The sequence below is a fragment of the Sphingomonas sp. FARSPH genome (assembly GCF_003355005.1).
GTDB lineage: Bacteria > Pseudomonadota > Alphaproteobacteria > Sphingomonadales > Sphingomonadaceae > Sphingomonas.
In genome coordinates, this window is sequence record NZ_CP029985.1 from 2240318 (window position 1) to 2256829 (window position 16512).

Sequence of the window (16512 nt, forward strand, 5' to 3'; positions counted from 1 at the left end):
CGCCTTAATTGGTGTCGGCGCGCAGCCGGTTCAACGGGTGCCACGCGCGCGCATTCGCCTGCCACTGGCGCAGCCGGATCGCGACGAGCGACCAGCGCAAGGGACGGGCGAGCGGGATGAAGGCGGCATCGCCGGTCAGGGCGACGTCCGCCGCCGCGATCAGCCGAGACCGGTCCGCCAGCGTCGGCGCGTCGCGTGCGGCGGCGATCGCGGCGGCGGCGTCCGCGCTGCACGGCCGGCATGCCTGCGCGAGGTACCAGCGCGCGCTGTCGTAGGGCGCGACGATGTCGATCAGGCGAAGGTCGGCGGACGCATCCGCATCGACCCGGCGCGCGGTGATCCCGGCCGACAACAGCGTTGCCGCGACCTGCGCGTAGACGAGCGTCCCGCCGGGGCCGCGAGGCAGCGCGACGGTCATGGTCACCGGCCCGCCGGAAAAGGCGGCGACGCGGCCGCGCAGGGCGTCGCGCCGCTGGTCAGGGGTGAGCAGCGACCAGCCTGGCACGGCCGGGGGGGCGGCCGAATCGAGCTGGTCGGGCAGCACGCGCTCGATCGGCTCCCACCCGGCCATCACCGCGCCGGTCAGCGCCGTGCGATCGATCGCGCCGGCGAGCGCGGCGCGGTTCGCGGGATCGGCCAGGAAGCCCGCGCGCCGCTCGATGGCGAGGCCGAACAGCCCCGCGGCAGGATCGATGCGGATATTGGCGGGCGCGACGCCGCCGATCGCGACGAGCGGCCAGTCGGCGAAGGTGCCGCCGCTGACCAGATCCGATTCGTGCGCGGCGAAGCGCACGATCGCGCGCGCGGCGCGTTCCCCGATCAGGCGCACGTCGTCCTCCGGCCGGGACTGGCGCTGGTCGTCGGGATCGGCGCGACCGGGGTCGAGCGCGGGGCGCAGCAGCGGGCTGGCGGTCGCGCGGACGATGCGCAGCGGCCCCGCACCGCCGCTACGTGGGCGCCAGAGCGCGAGTTCGGGTTGCGCGAACAGTTTGAGCAGGTCGGGGCGTGGACGGCGCAGCCGCACCTCGATCACCTGCGGTGTCATCACGACGATTTCGTCGACCGCGGTGAGGAAGGGGGCAAGCGGATTGCGTGAACCGGGATGCAACTGGTGACGGAGCAGCGCGACGACCTGATCCGCGGTCACGCCGCTGCCATCGCTCCATTGCGCATTGCGCAGCCGGAAGATGTAGCTCATCCCGTCGTCGATCACGATCCAGCGTTCGGCGAGGCCCGGTTCGATCTGACCGGATGCGTCGAACCGCACCAGGCCTTCCGCGGTCGCGTCCATCAGCAACCGCGCGGGCGTGTCGAGCGATTTGCGCGCGGGATCGGCGGCGCGGGGCGGCGCCCCGATCGCGCTGACCACGACGGCGCCGGTGTCGGGGCGCTGGTTGCACGCTGCAAGTGCGAGGACGAGCAGGGCAGGCGGCGCCAACCGCCATATCATGTGGGGCTGACGATGCGGCGAGGGGGCGTTGCGTCCTATCATCGTGTCGCCCGATCCTTTCCATCCTGCCCGCTTGCGATCCGATCGACGCTGTATCGCCTCACGCGGGCAAACGCGACCGGGACCGTCGCCGTACCGAAGCGGGACGGGCGGTATGGTTGACCGAAACTTTCATTTCGAAGTAAATTTACGGCCGGCTCGGTCCAAAGGAGGGCGTGTTGATCGAGACGGGGATTTTCCTGCTGCTGATGGTGATCGCCGCGGCCCTGTTCGTCTGGCGTCGTACGGTCGAACGCCGCATCCGCGCGCAGCATCGGCAGCGGCGCGCGGTGCGCGAGGCCGAATGGGAAAAGATGATCCGGGGGTGCGCGGCGGCATCGGACGATCGATCGCCATCGCATCTTCACTGAGTGCGGCGTGGCGGGCAGCCGCCGCGTCGTCGATCGTTGCGAAGCTGGCTGGTGCGGGCGGCGGGACTCGAACCCGCACTCCCGAAGGAAACCGATTTTAAGTCGGCAGCGTCTACCGATTCCGCCACGTCCGCACGCCGGATGCCGAAGCGCAGCTTGGCGCGGGCGTCAACCCGTCGCGATGCCCGGCGCTTGCGCGTCAGACGTTGAGTCGCGCGCGCATTTCCTTGCCGGGCTTGAAATACGGCACCCGCTTGGCATCGACGGCGACCATTTCGCCGGTGCGCGGGTTGCGACCCTGACGCGCGTCGCGCGCGCGGGTGGAAAAGGCGCCGAAGCCACGCAGTTCGACACGGCCATCCGCCGCGAGGCGGCGCGTGATCTCGTCGAAAAAGGTTGTGACGATCGTCTCGATATCCTGCGTGGTCAGCTCCGGGTTCTGGCTGGCCAGGTTCTGGATGAGTTCGGAACGGATCATGGCAGGCTTCCCGCGGACTTGGTTGAGCGATTGATACGCATCAACATGCGTCACGCATAGGTCCGAATCGGATTTCATCCGACAAAAAAAGAGCGAGGCCGGGACGTTTCGCGTCCCGGCCCCAACCTATGTTACTTCTTGTCGGCCTCGCCGCGCGCCTTGAGCGCCTCGCCGAGGATGTTGCCGAGCGTCGCGCCCGAATCGGACGAGCCATACTGGGCGACCGCCTGCTTCTCTTCGGCGATCTGCATCGCCTTGACCGAGAAGGTCGGCTTCTTCGACCGGTCGAAGCCGGTCACCATCGCATCGAACTTCTGGCCGACCTGGAAACGCTCCGGACGCTGCTCGTCGCGGTCGCGGCCGAGGTCGGTGCGCTTGATGAAGCCGGTCGCGCCATCGTCGCCCGCCTGCACTTCGAGGCCCGCATCGCGGACTTCGAGAACGGTGACGGTGACGACCTGGTTCTTGCCCAGGCGATCGCCCGCGCCCGCCGCGACGGGGCCGCCGCGCTCGAGCTGCTTCATGCCGAGGCTGATGCGCTCCTTCTCGGGATCGATGTCGAGCACGACTGCCTGGACGGTCTCGCCCTTGCGGTGCAGCGCCAGCGCGTCCTCACCCGACACGCCCCAGGCGATGTCCGACATGTGGACCATGCCGTCGACGTCGTTGTCCAGGCCGATGAACAGGCCGAACTCGGTCGCGTTCTTGACTTCGCCCTCGACGGTCGAACCCACCGGATGGGCGGCGGCGAACGCTTCCCACGGATTGTTCTGCGCCTGCTTGAGGCCCAGGCTGATGCGACGCTTGTCCTCGTCGACCTCGAGCACGACGACATCGACTTCCTGGCTGGTCGATACGATCTTGCCCGGATGGACGTTCTTCTTGGTCCAGGACATTTCGGACACGTGGACCAAGCCCTCGATGCCGGCTTCCAGCTCGACGAAGGCACCATATTCGGTGATGTTCGTGACGCGGCCCGACAGCTTCGCGCCGACCGGATACTTGGCGGATGCGCCGTCCCACGGATCGCTCTCGAGCTGCTTCATGCCGAGGCTGATGCGCTGCGTGTCCTTGTTGATGCGGATGATCTGGACGCGCACCGTGTCGCCGATGTTGATCATCTCGGACGGATGATTGACGCGCTTGTAGCTGAGGTCGGTGACGTGCAGCAGGCCGTCTATGCCGCCCAGGTCGACGAACGCACCGTAATCGGTGATGTTCTTGACGACGCCCTCGATGATCTGGCCCTCGTGCAGCGACTGGATCAGGCCCGAACGCTGCTCGGCGCGGGTCTCTTCCAGAACGGCGCGGCGGCTGACGACGATGTTGCCGCGCTTGCGGTCCATCTTCAGGATCTGGAACGGCTGCGGGATGTCCATCAGCGGGGTGACGTCGCGCACGGGGCGGATGTCGACCTGGCTGCCCGGCAGGAACGCGACGGCGCCCGACAGGTCGACGGTGAAGCCGCCCTTGACGCGGCCGAAGATCACGCCTTCGACGCGGTTGCCCTGGCTGAATTCGAGCTCGAGCTTGTCCCATGCGGCCTCGCGGCGCGCGCGGTCGCGCGACAGCATCGCTTCGCCATGCATGTTCTCGACGCGGTCGACATAGACTTCGACTTCGTCGCCGACCTTCAGCTCGGCCTTCTGGCCCGGCGCGGCGAACTCGCGCAGCGGCACGCGGCCTTCGGACTTCAGACCGACGTCGATGACGGCCATGTCGTTTTCGATCGCGGTGACGGTGCCGTGCACCACGCGACCCTCGAAGCTGTCGGCGCCGCCGAACATGTCATCGAGCATCGCGGCGAAATCGTCGCGGGTAGGTTGGGGCTGGGTAGCCATAGGGTTAGAGGTTCCTCAGGTTTATCTGTTTCCGGCCAAGCGGTTGGCTCCGCTGGTCTTGGCTGAAAACGCCGCGGCGACCCCATGCCGGTCGCGGCATCCATCGACCCGGTGGTCGCGACAGGCGGGCAATCGCGGATATGCGAAAAGGCGCGAAGGAATCCCTGCGCGCCACGCCATGCCGCGAACCCCAGGTCCGGCGGACCGCGGCGCAATACACGAAAGGGGCGGGCGGGACAAGTTTGACAATCCTTGCCATAAGGCGCAGGGTGTCGGGCATGGCCACCATGAACATCTCGCTGCCAGACGCCATGAAGGAATGGGTCGAGGCACAGGCCGAAACCGGCCGTTACGCCAATTCCAGCGACGTCGTTCGCGACCTCATTCGCCGCGAGCAAGTGCGCGCCGAAAAGATCGCAGCGATGCAGAAGATGGTCGACGAAGGCCGGGCGAGCGGTATTTCCACGCTGACGCCGGACGAGCGGCGTGCCGAAGCGCGTCGACGCGCAGGTGTCGATGTCTTTTAGGGTCACGCCGCGGGCGGACGAGGATTATTACGCCATCTATGCCCATGGCGTAGAACGGTTCGGCCGCGCGCAGGCGGAAGCCTATGCCGACCGACTTGACGAGAGTTTCGCGTTTCTCGCGGATCATCCTCGGGCGGCGCGGATGCGCTACGAGTTCGATCCACCCGTTCGGGCGTTGCCGGTCGGTGCGCATATGATCGTCTACGACGTCGAGCCAGACGACACCGTTGTCATCCTGCGCATTCCCCACGGCCGCGCCGACTGGGCAAACGACTAACGCGTCCGCGCCGCCTCGACGATCGCGATCGCCTTCTGCACGCTCGCCTCGATCGACAGGAAGCTGGTGTCGAGCGTCACCGCATCGGTCGCCTGCACCAGCGGCGCTGCCGACCGGCCGCTGTCGCGCGCGTCGCGGGCGCGGATGTCGGCGAGCACCTTGTCGAAACTGACGCTCGACCCGTGGCTCTTCAATTCCGCGTGGCGGCGCTGCGCGCGCACCTGCGGCGTCGCCTTGACGAACAGCTTCGCCGTCGCATCGGGCGCGATGACGGTGCCGATGTCGCGTCCGTCCAGCACCGCGCCGCCGTCCTGATGCGCGAACCGTTTCTGCCGCTGGAGCAGCGCCGCACGCACCAGCGGATGCGCGGAGACGACCGAGGCGAGCTGCCCGATCTCGTCGGTGCGCAGCGCGGGGTCGGCCAGCGTCAGCTCGTCGAAGCCGCAGGCCGCAACCGCGTCCGCTTCCTTTTCGGCATCGAGCTCCAGCCGCCTGACCGTCAGCGCGACCGCGCGATAGAGCAGGCCGGTGTCGAGGTGCGGCAGGTTGTAGTGCCGCGCCAGCGCCTTGGCGATCGTGCCCTTGCCGCTCGCCGCGGGGCCGTCGACCGCGATGATCATGCCGTCACCCATTGCGGGGTGGCGCCGAGCGCGCGGGCGGTGTCGACGAACGCGGGATAGCTGGTCGCGATCGGTGCGGCATCGTCGATCCGCACCGGTGACGCGCTGTGCATCCCTGCGACCGCCATGCTCATCGCAATGCGATGGTCGAGCAGCGAGGCGACCGCAACATCGCCGGTGCCGGGCAGGGGTTCGCCGTCGCGACCCTCGATCGACAGGCCGTCCTCGTGCTCGGTGACCGCCACGCCGGCGAGCCCGAGCGCCGCCGCCATCGCCGCGATCCGGTCCGATTCCTTGACGCGCAGTTCGTGCGCGCCGCGCGCCACCGTCGTGCCATGGGCGAAGGCGGCGGCGACGAACAGCACGGGATATTCGTCGATCATGCTCGGCGCGAGAGCGGCGGGCACCTCGATCGCCGACAGCGGCGCGTGGCGCACGCGCAGGTCGGCGACGGTCTCGCCGCCGACGTCGCGCGGGTCCCGTTCCTCGATCGACGCGCCCATCATCCGCAGCGCGGTGACGAGACCGGTGCGCGTCGGGTTCATCAGCACGTTGCGGATCGTCACGTCCGACCCCGGCACGATCGACGCGGCGACCATCCAGAATCCGGCGGACGACGGATCGCCCGGTACGTCGATCTCCTGCGGCGCCAACTCCGCCTCGCCCGCGATCGCGATGACGCGGCCCTCCGCCGTCTCCTCCACGGTCAGGTCCGCGCCGAAGCCGCGCAGCATCCGCTCGGTATGGTCGCGCGTGGGCACGGCCTCGATGACGCGCGTGATGCCGGGGGTGTTCAGCCCGGCGAGCAGGATCGCAGACTTCACCTGCGCCGATGCGACGGGCAGCGTATAGGTGATCGGCACCGCCGGGCAGAGGCCGCGCATCGTCAGCGGCAGGCGGCCGCCCGATCCGTCAGGGCCAGGGCTGGTTGTGAAGTCCGCGCCCATCCGTGCGAGCGGATCGGTGACGCGCGCCATCGGCCGCTTCGACAGGCTGGCGTCGCCGACGAAGGTCGCGGTGATCGCATGGCTGGCGACCAGTCCCATCAACAGCCGCGTCGACGTGCCCGAATTGCCCATGTCGAGCGCGGTCTCGGGCTGCAGCAGACCGCCGACGCCGACGCCTTCGACCGTCCAGCTGCCGTCGTCGCCGCGCGTGATCGTCGCGCCCATCGCGCGCATCGCCGCCGCGGTGGCGAGCACGTCCTCGCCCTCCAGCAGGCCGCGGATGCGGCTGGTGCCGACGGCAAGACTCGCGAACATCAAGGCACGGTGGCTGATCGACTTGTCGCCCGGAACGGTGACGGTGCCGACGAGCGGACCGGCCGCGGCGACACTGAGCGGGCGGGGGGCGAACGAGTGGGCAGGGACGTTGGACATGGCTGGCCGCGGGCTTTGACAGTCCCCTTGCGCTATGGCAAGGCGCCCGCCACGTTACGGGCATCGGACCGGACGGGGGGCAACCTTCGGCCGCGACGACCCATTTTTCCGAAAGGCACACTGGCGGCATGATCAAGCCGGAATGGGGCACGAAGCGTACGTGCCCGAAATGCGCCACGCGCTTCTACGACCTCGAGAAGGACGATCCCGTCACCTGCATCAACTGCAACACGCAGTGGGTGCCGGAACCGATCCTCAAATCCAAGCAGCCGTTGCCGTTCGAGCAGGTCAAGCCCGAGGGCAAGGAAGCCGATTCCGATCTGGAAGGTGGCGATGAGGATCTGGAGGCGCTGAGCGCCGAGGACGAAGAGCCGTCGGCCGACGACGAGGTCGATCTGGGCGGCGACGACGACCTGGGCGTCGAAACGTCCAACGAAGACGACGAGCATTGATCGCTCTCCCGTCGCAGCGTCGTGCGGCGGGAATCGCGTGATGTGAAAAAAGGTGTGGCCGGCGGTGAAAACACCGCTTGCCATGCCCCGGCGCCCCCGCTAGTGGGGCGCCTCCCGGACGGATGGGGCCGTAGCTCAGCTGGGAGAGCGTCGCAATGGCATTGCGAAGGTCAGGGGTTCGATCCCCCTCGGCTCCACCATTTCGTCCCTTGCCCTGACATCGCCGTTCTGCCGTGAAGCATGCCGCCAGCGCGTGTCGCGACGCGTCATCCGGCGCGATGCGTCGGTCAGCCTTCCAGCGCCACTTCGGTATCCTGCTGCGCCTGACGCAGCAGCGCGAGCGTCGCATCGCGCGCGCCGGTGGGATCGGCATTGGCGATCGCTTCGAACAGGATGCGGTGCTGCGGCATCGGGTCGCGCGGCTGGCGGCTTTGCTTGTACTTGAAGAACGTCGTCCAGCGGACGGCCGCGGTGATGCTGCCCGAAAGACCCGCGAGCAGTTCGTTGCCCGCCGCCTCTAGGATCGCGGCGTGGAACAACTGGTCCGCCGTCTGCCCTTCGCTCGTCGCCAGGCCGTGCTTGCCCATCGATTCCAGCGCATGGCCCATCCGCGACAGGTGACGCGCGTCGCGCCGCGCCGCCGCCAGTTCCGCCGCGGCGGGTTCGACGATCATGCGCAGTTCGAACAGGTTACGCACGAACTCGAGCGGCGGCGATCCTTCGAACATCCAGGCGAGCAGATCGGGGTCGAGCATCGCCCAGCGATTGCGGTCGCGCACGCGCGTTCCCGCCTTGGGCCGGCTTTCCACCAGTCCCTTGGCCGCGAGCATGCGCAACGATTCGCGCACGACGCTGCGCGAGACGCCGAATTGTTCGGCCAATTCCAGTTCGCCGGGCAACACCGATCCGGGCGCATGCGTGCCGGTCGCGATCGCGACGCCCAGGCGATGCGCCAGCAGCGTGTGGGCGGGTTGCCGCCGGGGTGCCTCGTCCATCGCCGCCCAATTCCTCTCAAATGCGGACCCTAAGCGGCGATCAACCTTCGCCGCAAGCGCTTCCTGCCGGATGTCTCAGCGTGGAATGGCGCGCTTGACTTGCGCGATACTTGTCTGACAAGAATGCCGCTCAAGAGGGAGGGGCATGCGCATCGCCATGGCGAGCCGAAGGCCGATAAACCGCGATCCGCATCGCACGCGTCGCTTCGGGCCGATCGCGTCGCGCGTCCGTTCCGCTGCCGCTCCTTCCCGTATTCCCAGCCAATGGTGCGCGGCCGATGCCGGCACGACGGAGAACCGACCCATGCGTACCCTGCTGAGCGCGCTCGCGCTCGTCCTCGCTGCGCCCGCGCTCGCGCAACAGGGGTCCGCGCCGGCGGACGGCGCGCCCGACACGGTGGTCGTGCACGGCGACCGGCCGGCGCCCCGGTTCGACAAGCGCATCTTCGGCCAGTTCGCCGAGCATCTGGGCACCGGCATCTATGGCGGCATCTGGGTCGGCAAGGGCAGCAAGGTGCCCAACGTCGAGGGTTATCGCCGCGACGTGATCGACGCGCTGAAGGCGATCCGCGTGCCCGTCATCCGCTGGCCGGGCGGCTGTTTCGCCGACGAATATCACTGGCGCGAAGGGATAGGCCCGCAGGCGAAGCGCAAGGTGAAGATCAACACCAACTGGGGCGGCGTGACCGAGGACAACAGCTTCGGCACCACCGAGTTCATGAACTATTCCGAGCTGGTCGGCGCCGAACCCTATGTGTCGGGCAACGTCGGTTCCGCGCCGCCGTACGAAATGGCGGAATGGGTCGAATATATGACCTCGCCGACCGGATCGAGCCTGGCCAAGGAGCGCGCCGCCAACGGCCGCAAGGCGCCGTGGAAGCTGACGATGTTCGGTCTGGGCAACGAATTGTGGGGCTGCGGCGGCAACATGAAGCCCGAATATGCCGCGGACGTCACGCGCCGCTATTCCACCTTCATCAAGATGCCCGAGGGGCAGCGCGTGATGAAGATCGCCAGCGGCGCCAATTCCGAGGATTACACCTGGACCGACGTGATGATGCGCGATGCCAGCGGGCATTTCGACGGGATCGGCGTCCATTACTACACCATCCCCTACGACTGGGATCGCAAGGGGGCTGCGACGGGATTCGACGAGGACGGCTGGGCGCGGACGCTGGCCAAGACGGTGAAGATGGACGACATCGTCACGCGCCATGCCGCGATCATGGACAAATACGATCCGAAGAAGCGCGTCGCGCTGCTCGTCGACGAATGGGGAACGTGGTACGATGTCGAGCCTGGCACCAACCCGGGCTTCCTCTACCAGCAGAATTCGCTGCGCGACGCGCTCGTCACCAGCCTGAACTTCGACATCTTCGCCAAGCACACGGACCGGCTGCGCGGCGCCAACATCGCGCAGATGGTCAACGTGCTGCAATCGATGCTGCTGACCGACGGCAACCGCATGGTGAAGACGCCGACCTATTGGGTGTTCGACCTGTACAAGGACTATCAGGACGGCACCGTCCTGCCGGTCGACGTGCAGTCGCACTGGTACAACAAGAACGAGTGGACGCTGAAGGCGGTGAGCGCGAGCGCGGTGCGCGGCGCGGACGGCGTCGTGCATATGGGATTGACCAACGTCGATCCGAACCGGCCGGCGACGATCACCGTCAAGCTGGACGGCGTGACGGGCAACGCCGTGTCAGGCCGCATCCTGACCGCGGCGGCGATGGACGCGCACAATACCTTCGATGCGCCGGATACCGTGAAACCGGCCGCGTTCACCGGCGCGACGCTGTCGGCGGGGACGCTGTCCGTCACCTTGCCGCCCAAGTCGGTGGTGATGCTCGACCTGCGCTGACGCCCGGGCAGAATAAGGGGGGGCGTCAGCGCCGCCCCCCTTGCCTTCCGGCCTTCACACCACCTGCGGCAGCTTCTCCAGATGCTTGTCGAGCGTGATCGGATAATCGCGCACGCGCACGCCGGTCGCATTGTAGATCGCATTGGCGATCGCCGCGCCGACGCCGCACAGGCCGAGCTCGCCGACGCCCTTCGCCTTCATCGGTGACGACATCGGATCCGCTTCGTCGAGGAAGACGACCTCCTGGTGCGGGATGTCGGCGTGGACGGGCACCTCGTAGCCGGCAAGGTCGTGGTTGACGAAAAAGCCGAATCTTTTGTCGACCGCCAGTTCCTCCATCAACGCCGCGCCGACCCCCATCGTCATCGCGCCGATCACCTGGCTGCGCGCGGTGGTCGGGTTGAGGATGCGCCCCGCCGCGCAGACCGCGAGCATGCGGCGCACGCGCACCTCGCCCGTCCAGGCATCGACGCCCACCTCGACGAAATGGCCGGCGAAGGTCGATTGCTGATATTGTTTGGCGAGGTCGCCATATTCCATCGCCTCTTCGGCGGAGAGACCGGCGTCGCCCGCTGCCTCGGCCAGGCTGACGCTGCGGTTGCCCGAGCGGACCTTGCCGCCCTCGAACGTCACGTCGGCGGAATTGAAGCCGAGTTTCTGCGCGATGCTGTCGCGCAGCTTGGCGCAGGCGGCGTAGACGCCCGCGGTCGCGCTGTTGCCGCCCCACTGGCCGCCCGACCCGGACGACACGGGGAAGGACGAATCGCCCAGCAGCACGACGACCTTGTCGAGCGGCACGCCGAGCATTTCCGCCGCGGTCTGCGCGATAACGGTATAGCTGCCCGTACCGATGTCGGTCATGTCGGTCGCGACGGTGACGACACCCTTGCGATCGATGCCGACCCGCGCCGCGGACTTCATCACCAGATTGTTGCGAAAGCCCGAGGCGACGCCCATGCCGACCAGCCAGCGCCCGTCGCGCACTGCGCCCGGCGTGGCGCTTCGCCGCGACCAGCCGAACCGATCCGCGCCCTGCCGCAGGCAGCCGACGAGGTTGCGCTGCGAGAATTTGCGTTCCGGCTTGGCGGGATCGACCTGCGTGTCGTTGACGATGCGGAACTGCACCGGGTCCATGCCCAGTTTCTCCGCCATTTCGTCCATCGCGATCTCGAGTGCCATCAGGCCCGGCGCCTCGCCCGGCGCGCGCATCGCATTGCCTTCGGGCAGATCGAGCACCGCGAGGCGCATCGACGTCAGCCGGTTGGCGCCGGCGTAGAGCAGCTTGGTCTGCGCCACCGCAGTCTCCGGGCCGCCGTCGGGCAGATCGCCGGATACGCTTTCATGCGCGATCGCGGTGATGCGGCCATCCTTCTCGCAGCCCAGGCGGATGCGCTGGATCGTCGCGGGCCGGTGCGTGGTGTTGTTGGCGATCAGCGGGCGCTGCAGCGCCACCTTGACCGGCCGCCCCGCCGCACGCGCGCCGAGCGCCGCCATGATCGCATCGGTGCGGACGAACAGCTTCCCGCCGAACCCGCCGCCGATATAGGGTGAGATCAGTCGCACCTTGTCCGCCGGGATGCCGAGCGTGCGCGCGACATCGCCCTTGCCCCAGTTGATCATCTGGTTCGACGTCCACAGCGTCAGCTCGTCGCCGTTCCACGCGGCGATCGAGGCGTGCGGTTCCATCATCGCATGGCTCTGGTCGGGCGTGGTGTAGCGTTGATCCAGCGTCACCGGCGCGGCGGCGAAGGCCTTGTCGAAATCGCCGACCCGGTCGACCGGCGGCGCCTTCGGCCCGCCGTCGCCCTTCAGCGGCGCGCTGTCCTTCTGCGCCGCAAGATCGAAGCGTCCCTTGTCGCGCGCATAATCGATGCGGACGAGCGCGGCGGCGGCGCGCGCCTGTTCGAACGTTTCCGCGACGACGACGGCGACGGCCTGGTGATAATGGTCGATCGCGGGACCGCCGAGCAGCTTGGCGGTATTCATCTTGCCCTTGCCGAGCGGGCCGGCCGTGTCGGCGGTAACGATCGCGAGAACGCCGGGCGCGGCCTTCGCCGCGGCAAGGTCCATCGACGCGATCCGCCCCTTGGCGATGCCGGCGCCGACGACATAGCCATAGGCCGCGTTGGGTGCGGCCGCATGCTGTTCGTAGGCGTAGGGCGCGGTTCCCGTCGTCTTGTACTTGCCGTCGATGCGATCGGTCGGCTTGCCGACCACCTGCATGCGGTCGATCGGGTTCGCGCCCGCGGGCGTGTCGAACTTCATGCGCCCTGCTCCTGCGTCACCGGTTGCTGTGTCGTGCCCGTGGCCTCATGGATCGCCGCGCTGAGCGTGCGCGCGACCAGCGGCACCTTGAAGGCATTGTCGCGCGTCGGGCGGGCATCGGCGAGCAGGCGGTCGGCCACCGCCTTCGCCCCCTGCGGCATCGCGGCTTCCGCCGCCTCGCTGCGCCACGGGCGCGGCGCGATGCCGCCGATCGCGGCGCGGCCGGTGCCGTCCTTCTGGATCACCGCCGCGACCGAGACGAGCGCATAGGCATAGGACGCGCGATCGCGCACCTTGCGGTAGACATGCGTGCCGCCCAGCGGGCGGGGCAGGGTGACGGCGGTGATGAGTTCGCCGGGCTTCAGGTTGGTATCGATGTGCGGCGCATCGCCGGGCAGACGGTGGAAATCGCCGATCGCGATCCGCCGCGTCGCACCCGCCCCGTCGATCGTCTCGATCGTCGCGTCGAGCACGCGCATCGCGACCGCCATGTCGCCGGGATAGGTGGCGATGCACGCATCGGACGTGCCGATGATGCCCAGCTGCCGCGAATAGCCGCCGATCGCGGCGCAGCCCGACCCGGGCTTGCGCTTGTTGCATGCCTGGTTGGTGTCGTAGAAATACGGGCAGCGCGTGCGTTGCAGCAGGTTGCCCGCGGTCGTCGCCTTGTTGCGCAGCTGGCCGCTCGCGCCCGCGACGATCGCGCGGGTCAGTACGCCATAATCGCGGCGCACGCGCGCGTCGCTGGCCAACGACGTGTTGGTGACGAGCGCACCGATGCGAAGGCCGCCGTTGTCGGTCGGCTCGATCCGGTCGAGCTTCAGGTCCTGGACATCGACGAGATGCGCTGGCGTCTCGATCTCCAGCTTCATCAGGTCAAGCAGGTTGGTGCCGCCCGCGATGAACTTCGCGCCCGGCGTCGCGGCGACCGCGGCAGCAGCCTCTGCCGGGGTCTTGGCGCGGGTGTAAGTGAAGGGCCTCATGCGCGTGCTCCCGCAACGTCGGCGATCGCCTCGGCGATGTTCGAATAGGCGCCACAGCGGCAGATGTTGCCGCTCATCCGTTCGCGCAATTCCATGTTACTTGGCCGCGGGGCGGCGGTGATGTCGCCCTGCACGTGGCTGGGCACGCCGGCCTTGATCTCGTCGAGCACCGCGACCGCGGAACAGATCTGGCCCGGCGTGCAATAGCCGCATTGATAACCGTCGTGGCGGATGAAGGCGGCCTGCATCGGGTGCAGTTTGTCGGGCGTGCCCAGCCCCTCGATCGTCGTGACCCGGTCGCCCTGGTGCTGCACCGCCAGGCTGAGGCAGCTGTTGATCCTCTTGCCCTCGACGATGACGGTGCACGCGCCGCATTGGCCGTGGTCGCAGCCCTTCTTGGTGCCGGTCAGGTGCAGATGCTCGCGCAAGGCGTCGAGCAACGTCGTGCGCGTATCGAGGTCCAGCGTCTGCTTGCGGCCGTTGACGGTCAGCGTCACCGGCATCGTCGCCGGTGGCGTGGCGACCGGGGCCTGCGCCTCGGCCTGCGACACGCCGGCCAGTGCGCAGGACGCCGCGCCGCCGACGATCACGCCGCGGCGCGACACCTGAGTCTCGTCCCCGAAGGACATAGTGCATGCTCCCTGTCCACCTGCGGACGCAGGCGCGATGATGGCGATGGATGTTGGCCCGGGAAAGCAGGACGCAACGCAACGTGGACAGTGAACGATCGGATCAGGGTGCGTGTTCCGTTGCGATCGAGAACTAATTTACGTCAGCCGCCCATCCGCCGATCGCCGATCGCGTCACCACGGCGCGCGGTGGCGATCAGCCGCGCATAGGCGCGTTCCGCCGGACCGTAGGTGTCGCCGGCGATGTCCATCAGCTTCGCGCGGTCGCGCACGACGACACGCCCGCGCAGGCCGCGCACCGCCTGTTCCGCCTCCAGTCGATGCAGCGCCTCGGTGATGCTCGACCGGCGCACGCCCAGCATCAGCCGGAATTCCTCATGCGTCAGGCAGATGTCCTCGCCGCTCACCCGGTCATGATACAGCAGGATCCAGCGTGCCATCCGGCGCTCGACGGGGTGGACCAGCGACGACACGATCGTGCTCGCCATCTGGATGTTGATGACGCCGACGAAGCGCAGCGCCGCATCGCGCAGGCTGTCGCTCGCCGCGATGCAGGCAAGGAAGGCGTCGCGCGCGATCCGCAGCGCGGTGCCGCTTTCCGCACGCATCACCACGTCGTGCGGCCAGTGCGTCTCGCCGAGCAGCAACGGCCAGCCGCTGAACCCTTCCAGCCCGATCAACCCCACCGCGAGCCGGCGGCCATCCGATTGCGAGTCGAGAAACGCCGCGACGGCGCCCTCCGGGAAATGCAGCGATTCGATCGGATCACCCGTCTGCGCCAGTTCGTCGCCGATCGCGAACGGCACCCGTTCCAGATGCGGCGCCAGCAGGGCGAAGTCGTCCGGGTCGAGGTTGGCGAGGAAGGAGTTGCGGATTCCATCGCCAGTTACGGCGACGGGAATGCGGAATTGGCCCTCGCGCGGATCGGTCATATCGGCTGTCATCGAACGCTGCCTAGAATAGCCCCCATTGCCTGGTCCAGCCCGCGCATTTTCTGCACGGTTTCGTACAGACAATCCGCCGGTCGCTGCAATGTTGGGACGATGCGGGCCGTTGGCAAGAATTTGCTAATGCGGTGCATTTCCGTCGGCAACGCTTCAATGGGCAGTGATGATGACCTTCAGTGCTGCGGCGCAAGTTGATCGCCTCTGGCGAGCAGGTGTTGCGTATCAGCGATGGTCGACCGCGTCGCACCCGTTTACGCGTCCGGATCGTTGGGTCGGTTCGCTTTCCCAGCCAGGATGATCGTGTCCATGATGCAGCCACCCGTCCGTTACGCCCCGTCCGTCGAGGTCATCGATCCGGAGGAAGAGCAGACGCATCGCGCGCTCAACGACGCGTTCGACATGATCCTGGAGCGGACCGCAGAGGATTACGGCCACGCCGTCCGGTCGGTCCACGCCAAGTCGCACGGCATCCTCGAAGGCGAAATGACGATCGATGCGGACCTGCCGCCGCATCTGGCGCAGGGGCTGTTCGCGACGCCGGGCACGCACCGGGTGATGATCCGCCTGTCGACGAATGCGGGCGACATCCTGCCCGATGCGATCAGCCTGCCGCGCGGCCTCGCGATGAAGGTCTATGGTGTCGACGGCGAGCGGTTGCCGGGCGCGGAAGGGCGCACGCAGGATTTCGTGATGGTCAACGGCCCGGTCTTCCAGGCGAAGACGGCCGAAAAATTCCTTGGCAATCTCAAGCTGCTCGCCAGGACCACCGATCGGATGGAGGGCGGCAAGAAGGTCGTCTCCGCGGTGCTCCGCGGCGTCCACAATGCGCTCGACGCGATCGGCACGCGCATTACCGCGGTCGACTCGCTGGGCGGCGCTCCCAATGTCGAGCCGCTCGGCGAGACCTTCCACAGCGCCACGCCGTTCCGCTACGGTGAGCATATCGCCAAATTCGCGCTGGTCCCCGTCGCGCCGGCCCAGGTCGCGCTGACCGGCAAGGTCATCGACATCGCCGGGCGCGAGGATGCGATCCGCGAAGAGGTGCGGGCGGAAATGCGCGATCCGGATGCGGTCTGGGAATTTCGCGTGCAGCTGTGCCGCGATCTGGAAAAGCAGCCGGTCGAGGACCCGACCGTCGCGTGGAACGCGGCCGACGCGCCCTTCGTCCGCGTCGCCACGATCCGCGCGGGGCGGCAGGACAGCTGGGACCCGGCGCGAGTCGAGGAGGTCGACGAGCGCCTGCGCTTCAGCGTGTGGACCGGCCTGGCGGCGCACCGGCCGCTTGGCAACATCAACCGCGCGCGGCGCGCGGCCTATCGTCACTCCGCCGATTTCCGTGCCCGTTTTAACGGCTGCCCCTATCACGAACCGATGGAGGCGTGACGCGCAACGCGC

At 68.0% G+C, this 16512-nt stretch carries 16 protein-coding genes and 2 tRNA genes; 7 read left to right on the forward strand and 11 right to left on the reverse strand.

Features of this window, described 5'->3' with window-relative positions; genetic code table 11:
- Positions 1–4: 4 nt before the first annotated feature.
- Positions 5–1438 carry an ABC transporter substrate-binding protein gene (locus tag DM480_RS10670; RefSeq protein WP_310596199.1) on the reverse strand — a complete coding sequence of 478 codons (1434 nt, stop codon included), beginning with the start codon at positions 1436–1438 and terminating at the stop codon, positions 5–7.
- Positions 1439–1665: 227 nt separating this feature from the next.
- Here DM480_RS10670 and DM480_RS10675 point away from each other — a divergent pair, with 227 nt between their 5' ends.
- Positions 1666–1860: a hypothetical protein gene (locus DM480_RS10675; protein WP_115378905.1), complete on the forward strand. Its 195-nt coding sequence runs from the start codon at positions 1666–1668 to the stop codon at positions 1858–1860.
- 49 nt (positions 1861–1909) lie between these two features.
- On the opposite strand, the gene DM480_RS10680 is transcribed toward DM480_RS10675, so the two are convergent.
- The 3 genes from DM480_RS10680 to rpsA all read right to left on the reverse strand — a co-directional run bounded on the left by DM480_RS10680 (position 1910) and on the right by rpsA (position 4179).
- Positions 1910–1994: transfer RNA gene (locus tag DM480_RS10680), tRNA-Leu, on the reverse strand.
- A 65-nt stretch (positions 1995–2059) separates the two neighbouring features.
- Positions 2060–2338: an integration host factor subunit beta gene (locus tag DM480_RS10685; protein WP_115381169.1), complete on the reverse strand. Its 279-nt coding sequence runs from the start codon at positions 2336–2338 to the stop codon at positions 2060–2062.
- A 131-nt stretch (positions 2339–2469) separates the two neighbouring features.
- Entirely contained in the window at positions 2470–4179 is a 1710-nt protein-coding gene (rpsA, locus tag DM480_RS10690) for a 30S ribosomal protein S1 (RefSeq protein WP_115378908.1), read from the reverse strand.
- A 278-nt stretch (positions 4180–4457) separates the two neighbouring features.
- Here rpsA and DM480_RS10695 point away from each other — a divergent pair, with 278 nt between their 5' ends.
- Both DM480_RS10695 and DM480_RS10700 read left to right on the forward strand, forming a co-directional pair.
- Positions 4458–4706, forward strand: a complete 249-nt coding sequence (locus tag DM480_RS10695) for a type II toxin-antitoxin system ParD family antitoxin (RefSeq protein WP_115378909.1) — start codon at positions 4458–4460, stop codon at positions 4704–4706.
- Positions 4666–4983: a type II toxin-antitoxin system RelE/ParE family toxin gene (locus DM480_RS10700; RefSeq protein ID WP_232833963.1), complete on the forward strand. Its 318-nt coding sequence runs from the start codon at positions 4666–4668 to the stop codon at positions 4981–4983. The genes DM480_RS10695 and DM480_RS10700 overlap by 41 nt, the downstream gene beginning before the upstream one ends.
- On the opposite strand, the gene cmk is transcribed toward DM480_RS10700, so the two are convergent.
- Complete coding sequence (gene cmk, locus DM480_RS10705; RefSeq protein WP_115381173.1) at positions 4980–5603, reverse strand: (d)CMP kinase; 624 nt, start codon at positions 5601–5603, stop codon at positions 4980–4982. The two genes, DM480_RS10700 and cmk, sit on opposite strands and share 4 nt — an antisense overlap.
- Positions 5600–6982: a 3-phosphoshikimate 1-carboxyvinyltransferase gene (gene aroA, locus DM480_RS10710; RefSeq protein ID WP_115378911.1), complete on the reverse strand. Its 1383-nt coding sequence runs from the start codon at positions 6980–6982 to the stop codon at positions 5600–5602. Before aroA ends, cmk begins: the two co-directional genes overlap by 4 nt.
- A 128-nt stretch (positions 6983–7110) precedes the next feature.
- Here aroA and DM480_RS10715 point away from each other — a divergent pair, with 128 nt between their 5' ends.
- Entirely contained in the window at positions 7111–7434 is a 324-nt protein-coding gene (locus DM480_RS10715; protein WP_115378913.1) for a TIGR02300 family protein, read from the forward strand.
- Between the two features lie 124 nt (positions 7435–7558).
- A tRNA-Ala gene (locus DM480_RS10720) sits at positions 7559–7634 on the forward strand.
- Between the two features lie 87 nt (positions 7635–7721).
- Here DM480_RS10720 and DM480_RS10725 read toward each other — a convergent pair.
- Entirely contained in the window at positions 7722–8429 is a 708-nt protein-coding gene (locus tag DM480_RS10725) for a FadR/GntR family transcriptional regulator (protein ID WP_115378915.1), read from the reverse strand.
- A 304-nt stretch (positions 8430–8733) separates the two neighbouring features.
- Here DM480_RS10725 and DM480_RS10730 point away from each other — a divergent pair, with 304 nt between their 5' ends.
- Positions 8734–10293: an alpha-N-arabinofuranosidase gene (locus tag DM480_RS10730; RefSeq protein ID WP_115378917.1), complete on the forward strand. Its 1560-nt coding sequence runs from the start codon at positions 8734–8736 to the stop codon at positions 10291–10293.
- A gap of 54 nt (positions 10294–10347) precedes the next feature.
- On the opposite strand, the gene paoC is transcribed toward DM480_RS10730, so the two are convergent.
- The 4 genes from paoC to DM480_RS10750 form a co-directional block, all read right to left on the reverse strand.
- Entirely contained in the window at positions 10348–12558 is a 2211-nt protein-coding gene (gene paoC, locus DM480_RS10735) for an aldehyde oxidoreductase molybdenum-binding subunit PaoC (protein ID WP_115378919.1), read from the reverse strand.
- The gene (locus DM480_RS10740) at positions 12555–13541 is read right to left on the reverse strand and encodes an FAD binding domain-containing protein (RefSeq protein ID WP_115378921.1); all 987 of its coding nucleotides are present in this window, start codon (positions 13539–13541) and stop codon (positions 12555–12557) included. Before DM480_RS10740 ends, paoC begins: the two co-directional genes overlap by 4 nt.
- Positions 13538–14170: an aldehyde dehydrogenase iron-sulfur subunit PaoA gene (gene paoA, locus DM480_RS10745; RefSeq protein WP_115378923.1), complete on the reverse strand. Its 633-nt coding sequence runs from the start codon at positions 14168–14170 to the stop codon at positions 13538–13540. Before paoA ends, DM480_RS10740 begins: the two co-directional genes overlap by 4 nt.
- A 143-nt stretch (positions 14171–14313) precedes the next feature.
- Positions 14314–15114, reverse strand: coding sequence for a Crp/Fnr family transcriptional regulator (locus DM480_RS10750; RefSeq protein ID WP_125471499.1), 801 nt, complete (start codon positions 15112–15114; stop codon positions 14314–14316).
- 309 nt (positions 15115–15423) lie between these two features.
- Here DM480_RS10750 and DM480_RS10755 point away from each other — a divergent pair, with 309 nt between their 5' ends.
- Positions 15424–16500, forward strand: coding sequence for a catalase family protein (locus DM480_RS10755; RefSeq protein ID WP_198665800.1), 1077 nt, complete (start codon positions 15424–15426; stop codon positions 16498–16500).
- The last annotated feature ends 12 nt before the right edge of the window (positions 16501–16512 follow it).

Bases quoted from the DNA above. Each gene is read 5' to 3' on its own strand.
- DM480_RS10685 (WP_115381169.1), bottom strand. From the start codon at position 2,338: ATGATCCGTTCCGAACTCATCCAGAACCTGGCCAGCCAGAACCCGGAG.
- rpsA (WP_115378908.1), bottom strand. From the start codon at position 4,179: ATGGCTACCCAGCCCCAACCTACCCGCGACGATTTCGCCGCGATGCTC.
- DM480_RS10695 (WP_115378909.1), top strand. From the start codon at position 4,458: ATGGCCACCATGAACATCTCGCTGCCAGACGCCATGAAGGAATGGGTC.
- cmk (WP_115381173.1), bottom strand. From the start codon at position 5,603: ATGATCATCGCGGTCGACGGCCCCGCGGCGAGCGGCAAGGGCACGATC.
- aroA (WP_115378911.1), bottom strand. From the start codon at position 6,982: ATGTCCAACGTCCCTGCCCACTCGTTCGCCCCCCGCCCGCTCAGTGTC.
- DM480_RS10715 (WP_115378913.1), top strand. From the start codon at position 7,111: ATGATCAAGCCGGAATGGGGCACGAAGCGTACGTGCCCGAAATGCGCC.
- DM480_RS10725 (WP_115378915.1), bottom strand. From the start codon at position 8,429: ATGGACGAGGCACCCCGGCGGCAACCCGCCCACACGCTGCTGGCGCAT.
- DM480_RS10730 (WP_115378917.1), top strand. From the start codon at position 8,734: ATGCGTACCCTGCTGAGCGCGCTCGCGCTCGTCCTCGCTGCGCCCGCG.
- paoC (WP_115378919.1), bottom strand. From the start codon at position 12,558: ATGAAGTTCGACACGCCCGCGGGCGCGAACCCGATCGACCGCATGCAG.
- DM480_RS10740 (WP_115378921.1), bottom strand. From the start codon at position 13,541: ATGAGGCCCTTCACTTACACCCGCGCCAAGACCCCGGCAGAGGCTGCT.
- paoA (WP_115378923.1), bottom strand. From the start codon at position 14,170: ATGTCCTTCGGGGACGAGACTCAGGTGTCGCGCCGCGGCGTGATCGTC.
- DM480_RS10750 (WP_125471499.1), bottom strand. From the start codon at position 15,114: ATGACAGCCGATATGACCGATCCGCGCGAGGGCCAATTCCGCATTCCC.
- DM480_RS10755 (WP_198665800.1), top strand. From the start codon at position 15,424: ATGATGCAGCCACCCGTCCGTTACGCCCCGTCCGTCGAGGTCATCGAT.